This window comes from Paenibacillus amylolyticus, assembly GCF_001570725.1.
In the GTDB taxonomy this organism is placed as follows: domain Bacteria; phylum Bacillota; class Bacilli; order Paenibacillales; family Paenibacillaceae; genus Paenibacillus; species Paenibacillus amylolyticus_A.
Genome location: NZ_BCNV01000007.1, coordinates 234,488 through 247,923 on the forward strand (window position 1 = coordinate 234,488; position 13,436 = coordinate 247,923).

At 49.3% G+C, this 13,436-nt stretch carries 6 protein-coding genes; 1 reads left to right on the forward strand and 5 read right to left on the reverse strand.

Going from position 1 to position 13,436, the window contains the following annotated elements; genetic code table 11:
• Window positions 1–273 precede the first annotated feature (273 nt).
• From PAHA3_RS25800 to nirB, 4 genes are all read right to left on the reverse strand, one after another.
• The gene (locus PAHA3_RS25800) at window positions 274–5,244 is read right to left on the reverse strand and encodes a DUF4132 domain-containing protein (RefSeq protein WP_062837521.1); all 4,971 of its coding nucleotides are present in this window, start codon (window positions 5,242–5,244) and stop codon (window positions 274–276) included.
• A 24-nt stretch (window positions 5,245–5,268) separates the two neighbouring features.
• Entirely contained in the window at window positions 5,269–5,688 is a 420-nt protein-coding gene (locus PAHA3_RS25805) for a hypothetical protein (RefSeq protein WP_062837522.1), read from the reverse strand.
• A 334-nt stretch (window positions 5,689–6,022) separates the two neighbouring features.
• Window positions 6,023–8,155: an assimilatory nitrate reductase catalytic subunit NasC gene (gene nasC / locus PAHA3_RS25810; RefSeq protein WP_062837523.1), complete on the reverse strand. Its 2,133-nt coding sequence runs from the start codon at window positions 8,153–8,155 to the stop codon at window positions 6,023–6,025.
• Window positions 8,156–8,175: 20 nt separating this feature from the next.
• The gene (nirB, locus tag PAHA3_RS25815; protein ID WP_062837524.1) at window positions 8,176–10,281 is read right to left on the reverse strand and encodes a nitrite reductase large subunit NirB; all 2,106 of its coding nucleotides are present in this window, start codon (window positions 10,279–10,281) and stop codon (window positions 8,176–8,178) included.
• 427 nt (window positions 10,282–10,708) lie between these two features.
• Between nirB and PAHA3_RS25820 the strand changes: the two genes are divergently transcribed.
• Window positions 10,709–11,938, forward strand: coding sequence for a nitrate/nitrite transporter (locus tag PAHA3_RS25820; RefSeq protein WP_062837572.1), 1,230 nt, complete (start codon window positions 10,709–10,711; stop codon window positions 11,936–11,938).
• A 122-nt stretch (window positions 11,939–12,060) separates the two neighbouring features.
• Here PAHA3_RS25820 and fabF read toward each other — a convergent pair whose 3' ends face one another.
• Entirely contained in the window at window positions 12,061–13,299 is a 1,239-nt protein-coding gene (fabF, locus tag PAHA3_RS25825; RefSeq protein ID WP_062837525.1) for a beta-ketoacyl-ACP synthase II, read from the reverse strand.
• Between the last annotated feature and the right edge of the window lie 137 nt (window positions 13,300–13,436).

Sequence of the window (13,436 nt, forward strand, 5' to 3'; positions counted from 1 at the left end):
ACAAATTCTTTACTTTTAAAAACAGTCGGTTCGACCCACTCTCGTTCAACCAATTAATGCAATTAATTATCAGATTAAGGAATATGCCAACACACTCTGGGTCCTAAGTCTATTTGAAACCGGAACCAATCCTCCCCATTGAAATATCCGAAAATATAAAAGCAACTGAAGTCCCTTTTAACAGGTTCTTCCGCTGCCTTTATGTTGGAATTCCTCCAGAGTAACAAATAAAAAACCGCCCCACGGGGCGGTTCAATTCTAGTTCGTTCACTTCTAGTTTTGTAATTGTGCAAGAATTTGCGGGTCCTTAATCTTCTTATCTTCGGCGAGCAACATCACCTTGGACAGAATCTCAGCCGTTCTCGGATCTTCATCCAGGAATGGCAGGAAGATTCGGCCCCGATGCTGACTGTGCACCGGTACAATATGAAGCGCACCTGTGGCCTGTTTGAACACATTACCACTACCCAGATGAACAGCATACTCACCCAATTCACCATCAATCCGTGCGTAGTTCCCGTCCAGACGCACATTGTCGATCTTCAGCAGACGCAACGACTCGTTCACAATGACGTGGCGCATCTCAATTGTTGTCAGGCTGGCTTCCGGATCTACGCCTCCCACATGTGCAACGCTGACCACCAGATCGATATCACGCATGACTTCCGAGAAGAACGTCAGCGGCACATCTTGCAACGCTACAGGCTTGTAGGTCTTGCGATCGTAGAATTGCACCGTCTCCAGCGTAGGTGCCTCGGTATCTGCCGGTGAGAACCAATCCGCCATCGCATAAAGATTCGCGATTAGATTGTGCTCGTAGCTTACCTTCTGCAGACCTTCTTCATAACTGACCGTCCATTGACGTCCTTTAAGCAGAGCTACTGCTTTTTTCGGTTGAATCTGATACCCGGCATATCGGCGGGACACCGTACCATTAGCCAATTCGTCCTCGTTAGGAAGATACAGCTCACGGAATACCTGCTTGAAGGGCTGACGCTCCTGACGGGTGAACAGATCCCGCTGGAATTCACTCCAGCTTCCGCTCTGATACAGATGAAGCGGATGAGCAATCAGCAGTTGATCCTGCTCAGTTAATGCCTGGATCGTGCCCTCTGGTTCTGGAGCAAGCAAACCGCTAGACGATACATCGAATCGTCCCGTCTTGTCACCTGACTGGAATACAAGTGTTCTTACCAGCGGATGGATGACTGGATTTTGCATCAGACTGGCAATTTCCTGACGTGTAAAGGATGTCCCAGCAGTCATCGAACGTTCCAGCTCCTGCCGTGCCCGGCGATACTGATCCACGAGATCCGATTTCAGCTCTTTCAGTTCAGCGATATATCCATCTTTTTTGAACCGGGCAGGTACAGATTTGAGTGTCTTGCCTTTGCTAACGATAACCATCTCGGGTTGGCCTTCCTCATCAATGACCAATTGAGCTGTGGTGTCAGCATCCAATGCATGAGGTTCAAAGAAGGATTTCATCTCATCCAGCTTACGTGCTTCCATGTCCCACATCAGCCGCGTAACATCAGCATAACCTGCATTACGAGCGAGATTGCCCAGTGCAATCTGTGATGCCACACCTTCACTCGCACGGCGCTGTGCACCGAATTGTTTGCTCTGCATCAGAAACTTCTGAATGAAGTCGTATCGCTCACGCAGATCCTGTTCCCGATTTACGGCGAATGGAATCAGGCTGTAGGTTAACAAATGATCTTTGTTTCGCTTGTCTGACACGGACTCACGCATGTCGTCCAGTCGAAGCTTGCCCAGTGCAGCATCTGCGAACAATTGGGATCTGCGGTGGTTAGCTCCCCCGGAAATGTACTTGGCGCAATCGTATAACAGATTGAACCGTTCCTCACCGACAGCAGCATAGGCTTCTTCAAACCAAGCGATATCAAATGCACCTTCATTAAAGTCCTGTGGTGAGATTGGAGAATAGTGGGCCACGATGGTTTCTTTCTCCGCAGTAAAGCGTTCATTGATATGGGCATGGAAGTACCAGGCTGCACTGCGAAGACCTTCCCATCCCAGATGTTTCGCAACAATCTCCATCCACTGCGGGGCGTACATAGCTGCTTCCAGCAATTTTTTCTCATTCACCGGATACTTCTGGAGCAATTCTCCAAGACGCTTCTCATCTTCTCCATCCCGTGGATGACAATTCTGAATTAGATAGCTAAACGTCTCTTTACGTGTTGTGTTGTCTCCATAGCTGTAGATATATCCACGGACAAATGTATCCTGATCCATCGCCGAGACCAGATGTACCCAGTGTTCCATGCCTTCAATTCGTTCCAGTTTCATGGCAAGTGTACTTACTTCTGTAGAGAGTTCTCCCCGGGTCAGCTCGATTTCCAGAATCCGATTAACGACTGTGTCCCGTAAATGAATCAGCTTGGGATCACTTGCGATCATTTCTGTACGAGTGGATGTTAAGTCCCGAATAAACATCAGACGATTCCCACCGACCAGAACCTGTCGGTATATCTCCTGTTCATCAATCAAGTTCAACTGGTACGCACGCAGAAAATCTTCAAGTGACAGTAAAGACAACGGATGACTACTCTCTACAAGACTGGTGAACTGGTAAGCTGTCTGGAAGAAACGTTTGAAGCTGTTATCGTCATGGATTTTGCCACGAACTACATAATTCCAAGGTCCAGTCAGAATATGAAGCATGCCTGACTCTTTTTCGAATCGATCAGCAGGCATACTCGCGATGATGGAGGCCCAGGTTTTCTCAGCTATTTCAAACGTGTCGATCGGATCGCTATCCAGAAATGCCGCCGATATCAGTGCCACTACCTGATCCTTATACGTTAACGAATCCAGCATCTGCTGTAGCTTTTCGATGTCATCCAGAGGATAGATCTGGTCGGCAAACGACTTGCGCCAGCCTTCCAATAACGGAATCTTTTGCAGTTCTTCATAGTCATACTGATCATGGAAGTAACTGTAATGGTCACTCAATTTGCCATTGAAATCCCGGAGCTGTATCCCCATATACAACTGCATCAGTTCCACGCTGCTAAACCCGGCATGTTGAATAAAGTTTTCCCATACGTCATGTAGCGGGAACTGTTCCATCTGCTTCATTTCATTCCGTTCTCCATACGGAACCTTGGAGCGAAGACTCGCTCCGACTAACAACGTGTCTTTGTAGCCAGCATAGTACTCCACTTCATACTCATGATCCCTGTGTTCATGCACTAATTCATTGAGCCCCTGCAGGAATGGTCTGGTCTTATCCAGAGAGAGTGTAAAGATATCCTTCGGACTGTGGCCTTTAAGGTCACGCTTCTCATCCAGCAATGGCTCACGTCGCTTCGGATCGAATAAACCAAACCCATTAGCGGCCGTATAGCGACTCCCCTGATCCGTCAGCTTGTCGAGCAACTTCTGTTCCTTCGCGGTTGGCGTCTCAATCAGCTGTGCCAATGGCTGCAATTGCTCCTGCTGATCTGCCCGATCCGGATCTGCCGCAATCTCGGTCAACAATTCGAGCGCGCCTAGACGCTGCAACTCACTCTTGGCCTGCAAAAGTCGCTTCAGTGAAACCGTCAATTGGTCCACGGGTTGAAGTAACAATACATGGATGACCTTCTGACGAAGTGAGCCTGTCTTGAGCTTCATCAGCGCCTCCATCTGTTTCATCTCTTCAACCGTCAACGTGAGCTGCTTCGCCTTGGAGAGCGCACTTTCCCGATTACTGATGCTTTTATCAGACAAACTCTCAAACACAAACTGTCTTTGCACCTCATTATCGGGATGCTGAACAAACTGGGACAACAGTTCCCCGCGCAGTTCTGGGCTCAAACGCTCCTTAATTCCGATCACTTCCCCAATCCATTCCGGGTCCATATCATAAGCGGCCAGATATAACATTTTCTTCACTACATCATCCGTATCAATCCGGTAGTGAACATACTCAAGTACACCCGATGGTCCACCTGATCCGCCTTTTGGAATGACAGCCAGCATCTGTTTGAATTGATCAAAGTCCTGACGTCTCAATGCCTTATCTTCAAGCGCAGGTAATGGCCACACGTAGACACTACGCTGATTCTCTCCATTCTCGAAACTCCAATTGTACATATACATGGCATCATAATTGGTCACAATCCAGTGCATCAACTCAGCATCTTGCGCCTCCAGATAACGACGTGCAATGTGCAAACGAAGCTCTCTGTTCTGGCTGTTAGCCAGTACGTATTGGGCAACAATCTTCTGATATAATTGGCCTTGATCCATAATCTCGATGATCTTGCTCGTCAGTTCATTCTCTTCAATGACCGCTGTCGCCCACAGGCTGATAAAGAGCTTGTTGGCGTTCGCTTCCTGCTGCCAGGATTCACGCACTTCTGGTTGCACAAGCGCCTCATACGCCTGTTCAATCAGCTGTGCAGCAACACGCTGATTGGCTGCTTCTATGCCAATTCCCGTCCATACGGCGAGCGCTCTTACCACGGAACTGAAACGAATCAGGTTGTTGTCGATAATGATTTTTAATATGTAAATATAGGCTTCCAGTGTCCCTTCATCCATCCGCTCCACAATGCTTTGGCGCAGCCCTTCCTGCAACCTTGCTGCAACGAGCAGCTCACCCACCATCTGATAGGCATCCACCTGATCGCTCATGAATATACCTTTGATCATTTCATGGGTTAACAGCGCCGTCTGATTGTCGCCATAGATAATATCGTGCAGTGCCTGCTTCATATCTCCGCCCTGATGATCCAGTTCATATGCGATACAATCCGCCAGAACCCAACGGATCTCATGCAGATAATCCAGCTTGTACTCACGCAATGACACATATTCACTCAGGGAGAAATTCTTCATTTCCATTCGGAACAATCCCATCAGTTTACGGATGACCTGTTCTACATGTTGCTCCGGATCGGATGTGCGGAAAGGCCGACGTTCATAGTGGTTACTATATGGAAAACGAGTCGCACGCTCAGCGATATAACGGAATCGTGCAACCAATGACTCGCTCGCCAGATGCTGGAGCACATCCAATAGTGGCTGGAATAATGGTTGCTGCGTTTCTGCAGCCAGCCTTCCAAGCAACTTTTCTGTATTCAAAAACATCTTTTCGTCTCCACGCAAATACGTAGACCCGGCGATCTCCACAACATAGTTTGCCAGCTCAAGCTGTACCCCTGTTAACGACTTGGCTCTATCCTGCAATTCATCCATATACACCTGTACTTGTTCTTCCTGATTCATCCTGTTCTCCTCCTTCATCGTTCTCTACCACAGACGTCCGGCAAGCATTGTAAAACGAACAAACACTACGTTGTCGCCATCCTGTATAACCACGGAATTGTCCAGTTCCTGCAATTCTTCATCGTTGAGAAACACTTTGTACAACCCATCCTCATAGGCAGTTATAGCTGTCTCCATCGCACTATTCAGATCAGGAGCGCCCTCATTGTATACTGCGCCAAACCCGACTTTCCCCGTCGCTCCCTGCGTCTCAATCTCATCCGGCATGAGGTAGGCGAGTAATTCTGCCTGTTGCTTCTTGTCCTGAAGAGCTTTCACTTGCAGAGCCACCATGTTCTCAATGAGCTGCCTCAGCGTATGGGTTGTTTCCGGAAGTTCGGCAGCTTGTTTGGCAAGTGCCGGCTTGCGCTTACCTAGACTTTTTACCGTTATCCATATGTTCACCGTGTTCCCTCCCTATGTCCTGCCCTAATTGAAGAAGCTTCCATAAGCCCCGATATCTATACCACGATGCGTAATAACCTAAACTCGAAACTGTTGTCGGCCTGAAAATATAATCAAAAATACGTACATATGTACCCCTAATAAACATCATAACTAAAATTCAATCCATATTCATGAGCCAATCCTCATGTTTACGTGGAACCACGGAACTATGGCCTACTTGCGTACATATACGCAAAAAAAGCTGCACAGTCTCATATAAATATGGGACTGCGCAGCCGCTAAGCTACGCTTAGAGCAGATTATGACACCTGTTACCTGTAATCTGTAAGAATCATCTCGCCAATCGCAACGGTCGAATGGTTACGGCTGCTGTCTTGAACCCAGGCATTCGGCAGAACGGGTCCAGCTCCGGTCGGGTTGCCCGATTCACATTCTGAACGCCACCCCAATGCATCGGTACGAACAAGGTATCCTCCCGAATGGAATCCTTGATTCGCGAACGAACCGTGAAGCTCCCGTACACCGATTGAATCTCGACCCACTCTCCATCGTAAATACGATGACGAGCAGCGGTAGCCGGATGAAGTTCAACGAAGTTCTCCAATTCACGGGCTGCCAGCGCCGGACTACGATGTGTCTGCACCCCTGTCAGATAATGAGGGAGCACACGCCCATTGGTGAGAATTAAGGGGAATTCCGGTGATATATCATTCCAGCCCGGACTTGATTCGAATGTGAATGCGGCTTTGCCGTCCGGGTGAGCGAATCGTTCACCGAACAGTAGTCCTTCTCCCTGATCCTCGAGGGCAGAACACGGCCAATATACCCCTTTCTCGTTACGCAAACGCTCGTAGGTAATGCCATAGTAATCAGCGACTCCACCACGACTCGCCACCCGAAGCTCATTAAAGATATCCTCAGCACTGTCATATTCAAAATAAGAATCCTTGCCCAGTTGCGCAGCAATCCGGCATAATATATCCCAATCATCAAGCGTTTCTCCTGGCGCAGGTCGCCCCTGTTCACGCAGCAGAACACGCCCCTCCAGATTGGTCAGTGTACCTTCATTCTCCATATAAGACGTAACCGGGAGAACCAGATCAGCCATTCGCGCTGTCTCGGATAGAAACATGTCTGCCACGATCAGAAAGTCCAGCTTGCGCAGACCTTCTTCCACCAAACGCACATTGGGATTGGATACAACCGGGTTGGAGCCCATCACAAGCAATCCCCGAATCTCCTGATCATGAACCTTCTCCATCATCTCATAGGCCGAAACCCCTTTACCCGGTAAACTTGCAGGGTCCACGCCCCAGACGGATGCCACATAGGCACGATCAGCTTCATTTTCAATGGAGCGATAGCCCGGCAGCTGGTCAGCCTTTTGCCCATGCTCCCGTCCGCCTTGCCCATTACCTTGACCTGTGATGGCACCATATCCGCAGCCTTCTCTGCCAATTTTGCCAGTCGCCAGCACGAGGTTCAGAAAGTGTCTGACGGCCATATGCCCATCTGTCTGCTGCTCCACACCACGCGCTGTCATGATCATACCGGTCTTTGCCTCACCATAAGCCATCGCCGCCTGACGAATCAGGGCCAGATCCACCCCACATGCTTGTGCCGCCTGTTCAAGCTGCAGATCAGCCAACCCTTGCATTAATTGTTCGTATCCATGCGTTCGTTCGCCTATAAAATGAGGGTCTGCCAATCCGGCATCCATAATCACCTTCAACAGGGTATCCGCTAGCAATGCATCCATGCCCGGCTTCACCTGCAAGTGGAGATCGGCAATGGCTGCAGTTGCCGTCTTGCGGGGATCAATAACGATAATGAATGTCCCGTTCTCCTTGGCCTGATTGAAGTAGGGCAACAGGGTAGGTTGGCATTCCGCAATATTGGTTCCTGCGAGTACAATGCAACCCGCCTTGGGAATATCGGACAGACGGAACGTCAAGCCACGGTCCATCCCGAACACTTTACTGCCAGCTGAAGCTGCAGCTGACATGCAAAACCGTCCATTATAGTCGATATACTTCGTACCCAATGCAACCCTGGCAAATTTTCCGAGCAGGTATGCTGTCTCATTGGTCAAAGATCCGCCTCCGTATACTCCGACCGTATCTGCTCCGTATGAGTCTTTCAATTGCCGAAACCGCTCTGCAATGGTCTGAATGGCTTCGTCCCAGGAACAGGGTTCAAGCTCGCCATTGCGACGAATTAACGGATGCATTAATCGTTGCCCACTGAGTGCATGCTGATGAGCATTCATGCCCTTCACACACAGCCTGCCCTGAGAGGCTTCATTCGGAACGCCCTGAACCGTATACTCACCACGTCGCTGGCCTGCAACAGGTGCAGCCAGTTCTTCAACAGTCATCTTGCATTGCACACTGCAATACGGACACTGGGTTTCCTTTACATAGAGCCTGGAGGCTGTTGGTTCTGAACTCACGGATAATCCCATCTTCCATCCCCGCCTTTCATCTATATATCAGTATGAAGTGTAGCTGCAAGTTCCTTCTGCAACTGGTCATCCAGCAGCGTTTCCCGAATCGACATGAATCCCAATCGCTCCGTCCATGCCCATAATGGCTCATCATACCAGGCGGTTTGGCGATACCATTGAAGGCAGGCTGATGCGAGTTCGGCCGCTTGCACCTCTGTTTCAGCCACCCCGAGCAAGCCACCTTGCTTGACCGGATGCTCTGCATGACCGCCTGCGTAGATCTCCCATCCAGCTGGTGATGCCAGCAAGCCAATATCTTGCACAAGTGCGCTCACCAATGATCCCGGCCCTGGTGCGACGCCTATATTCACGGGCGACGGCATCGCTGCACCAATCCAACTCATACGAAGCTGTGCTGCCAAGCCACCCGCATCCCTCGCATAGGAAGACAACGGGATCTGATCATCCCAGCGCACCTGAATCTCTTGGATACTCTCGATTTCTTGATCATGTATCGTTCGAGTGGACACCTGTAAGTAATAGTGAATCACTGGACGACATACCGCGCAGCCAAGCTCCGAACCCCAACCCAGCTTCTGCAAGATCAAAGGTAGGTCTGTCGCCGGAACAACGATGTCAGCCAGCATTTCCTTCAGTTCTGCATGCCCAAGCTCCGTACAACTGCATACAGGCATTGGAGCAGGTTTATCCAATGTGGCTACTGCTCCAGTACCCCCGTTATTTTTCAGGTTATGCGTATGTTTCAACAGAGCAGCCACCATCGGGCGACAGCCACCGCATGAACCTGACGCCTTGGTCTGCTCCTTCACCTGATCTGCCGTTTCCAGGCCCTGTTCCTGAATGGCCTTCATTATCGCAGCCTTGGTCACATTATTGCAGGCACATACGGTCTCCTGAGCCGGTAATGCCGCAGCAGCCATCTCAGCCGGGTCCGGGGCCCCTTCACGCGGAGCCAATTCCACCACATCCGCACCTCGTTGCACCAGTCCAAGCAATGCCGTCCCTTCGGCTGTATCTCCAAATAAAATGGCTCCACGCACTTTGCCAGCCTGCATCAGCACCTTTTTGTACGTGCCTCGAATACCATCCAGATGTTGAATTGCGGTCTGCATGCCTTCCCCACTGATATCGCCCGCCGAGAAAACATCAACCCCTGATACCTTCAGCTGTGAGTAAGGAATAGATCCTTTGTATTCAGGCGTTTCCTGTCCACAGAGCGTACGTGCGAGTACCTTCCCCTGCTCATACAAGGGAGCCACCAGACCATAACTGATTCCCCGATGTTCGGCACATTCCCCAACTGCGTATATATCCGGTACACTGGTGCGCATATAGTCATCTACCATGATTGCCCGATTGGTTGCGATTCCGCTTCGTCTGGCCAGATCCACATTTGGCCGAATCCCTACCGCGACAATGACAACCTGAGCTTCAAGCTTGGAACCATCTGTGAACAGCAGCCCCTGGGCCTGCGATCGTCCGGTAATTTTCTGCGTATTTTTGGCCAAAAGAAAGGACATGCCCTGGTCTTCAAGCTCCTCCTGGAGCATCACGGCGGCCTTCTGATCGAGCTGTCGATTCATAATGTAAGGTGCGTTATGGACCACCACGGCTTCCATCCCCAGATGCAGCAACCCGCGTGCAGCCTCCAGTCCAAGCAATCCACCACCAATGACTGCAGCCTTTCGATATACTTTGGAATAGTCAGACATACGCGTACAATCATCAATGGTCCGGAAGGACATGACCCGCTCTTTATCCATTCCAGGAATAGGTGGGATAAACGGTGAAGACCCTGTTGCCAGAATCAGGACATCATACGTTTCCTTTATGCCGGATGCAGTCTCTATATATTTTCCGCGGGTATCAATTCGGTGTACCGTTTCACCTGTGCATAACCGAATATGATGCTCGGCATACCAGGTCCAATCATTGATAATGATATCCTGTAACGAATGCTCACCCTGCAATACCTTCGATAACATGATCCGATTGTAGTTGGGGCGGGGTTCATTGCCGTAAATTACAATCTCATACGTATCAGGCGCCAGTGCAATAATCTCTTCAACACACTTCACTCCAGCCATGCCATTCCCGATAATCACCAGTTTGCTTCTGCTCATGGGCTGCCCCCTATCTCTCTCTCACCTGAAAATAAACAGAAAAATCCCTTCTCCATGATTCGGAAAAGGGCACCGTTGCCTCCGGAATCCACACGCCATTGTGTGGATTCATATTAGATTCAGATTAAGGGAATCTCAATCATATGTCAACTAAATTAACATCATAAATGTGAAATACGATTTAAAAATGAAATATTTAAAATTGCGTGTAATTTTTGTTGACATCTCTATTTTCTCTTGATTATAATTTGAATCAAAATCACAGTGCTGTGATCAACTCAGATGCGGGAACACAATGACGTGTACCGCCTGTCGGCAACGGGGCCGCAAATCGTTCTTATCTGGACGAATTGCGGCCTTTTTCTGCCTCAACAAGCACATAGACAAATCACGAAGATCTCAATTGGATGAGGAGCGATGTTGGATGATGGAGAGCAAAAGTTTTTGGAAAAGCGGGCATAAGCCCACCCTCTTCGGGGCGTTTATGTATTTTGACATCAGTTTTATGATATGGGGGATGCTTGGTCCACTCGCAGTTGTTATTGCATTGGATTATCCGATGACTCCGCTGGAAAAGGCCAATCTGGTCGCATTGCCTATTCTCGGCGGCTCCATCCTGCGCCTTGTGCTTGGCTTCATGTCTGATTATATTGGTCCGAAACTGACCGCACAGATTGGGATGCTCGTTACCTTAGTTCCTTTGTTACTCGGCTGGCTATGGGTCGACTCTTTAAGCCAACTGTACGTGGTGGCACTCTTGCTCGGTGTCGCAGGCGCCTCCTTTGCTGCTGCGCTACCTCTAGCAGGCCAATGGTATGGCAAAGAGCATCAGGGTCTGGCCATGGGTATTGCCGGGGCGGGTAACAGCGGAACCGTACTTGCGACGTTGTTTGCCAATCGCTTGGCTACGCATTTTGGCAGCTGGGAAGTTGTGTTCGGACTTGCTATTATACCGATCGCTGTCGTATTTATTCTCTTTTCTATCTTTGCCAAAAATAGCCCTAACCGGCCTGAACCCAAGAAATTGTCTCAATACGGAAGTCTGCTTAAACAAAAAGATGCCTGGGTATTCTGTGCCTTCTATTGTGTAACCTTTGGCGGTTTCGTTGGATTATGTAACTATCTCACCATCTTCTTCAACACCCAATACGGACTCTCTCCTGTTCGTGCCGCAGACATTACCACCTTCTGTGTGATCGCAGGCAGTTTCTTCCGGCCTGTTGGGGGGTACTTGGCGGACAAAATTGGCGGAACCCGCATGCTAACTTTCCTGTACACAGGAGCTTGTATCATGTTGATCGGTGTATCCTTCATGCCACCACTTCCTGTTGTAGTAGTCATGTTGTTCCTCGGCATGATGTGTCTGGGAGCAGGAAATGGCTCCGTGTTCCAACTGGTTCCCCAACGCTTCGGTAACGAGATTGGTCTAATGACAGGTATTGTAGGTGCCGCTGGCGGATTGGGCGGATATGCATTGCCGCTGATTCTCGGTCAACTGTATAGCAGTTATCAATCCTATACACCAGGCTTTGTCATTCTTAGCCTGATTGCAGCAGCTTCCCTAATCCTTGTTCTCTTCATGCAATCCCGCTGGCGTGTAAGCTGGCTGAGCCGAAGCAACAAAGGCATGGCTGAATCGACATCCCTCTCGTCCTGAGGCGTACAACCACTCGGCCGTTAACCAATGGTACGGTGTATGTGGATGATCCTGGATTAACCCAAGAACAGCGCAGCCCGATGGGGCTACGCTGTTCTTTCTGTTTAAGGTTGCTTTTTTGCTTAAGATGAATATTTTTGAAGAACAATAACGGCATTATGACCGCCAAAACCAAAGGAATTAGACATCCCAATCCGCAACTCTGCTTTTCTTGCCTCGTTCGGTACATAATCCAGATCACATTCGGGATCTCTCTGCTCTTGATTGATAGTTGGAGGAATGATGCCATGCCGCAAACTTTGAATAAGTGAGATCGCCTCTGCACCACCTGCTGCACCAAGCATATGTCCCGTCATCGATTTATTTGCCGTAACCGGAATGTCATAGGCGGCTGTTCCGAAAAGCTGTTTAATGGCTCTCGTCTCGGACAGATCACCCGCCTCCGTACTGGTAGCATGAGCGTTAATCACATCAATGTCTTCAGGTCCAATCTGAGCCTCTTTCAGTGATGCTTTCATCGCCAGATATGCACCCCGCCCTTCCGGATGGGTAGCTACCATATGATACGCATCTGAACTGGCACCATATCCAATCACTTCGGCAAGAATATTCGCACCTCTTGCCAGAGCATGAGACAGTGATTCCACGACCAGAATTCCAGCGCCCTCCGCCATGACAAAACCGTCTCTGCCCGCATCAAATGGACGGCTGGCCGCTTGGAACGCTTCATTTCGTGTAGACAACGCTGTCGCATTACCGAAGCTTGCCAGGGACACTTCGGTTACAGCCGCTTCTGTTCCACCAGCAATAATAACATCGGCTCCGCCATGACGAATTAACCGGAAAGCCTCTCCAATGGCTGTATTGCCAATGGAACAAGCCGTTACTGGCGACAATGTCGGCCCCCAGCAACCAAACCTCATACTGACCATAGCCGCAGCCATATTGGATATCATCATCGGTACCAGTGTTGGGCTAACCCGCGCAGGTCCCCGATCTGACAGAACCTTGCCTTGTTCCATTAATGTCTGGATGCCACCTATGCCTGAACCAATATATACACCTACCCGTTCACGGTCCAGTTCATCCATCACGAGACCAGATTGCGATACAGCCTGACCCGCAGCAGCAACAGCGAATTGAACGAATCGGTCCATGCGCCTTGCTTCCTTGCGTCCAAATCGCTCTTCACCATCAAAATCACGGACCACTCCAGCGATTCTGGTTTTGTACGAAGCTGTATCAAAATGCTCTATGGGCGATATCCCTGATCTGCCCTCAATTAATCCATTCCAGAATGTATCTACATCATTTCCCAAAGGAGAGATGACTCCCATTCCTGTAATCACGACTCGTTCCATATCCATCCTCCTTCAGCGCTGTTATCTACCTTATTCTTATGCTCTGCCACTAATAGTGCACTTTTGAATATCCTATTACAAGTTGTCAATTATAATAGTATAATGACTACCATGATAATGAGGATCGAAGGTGATGG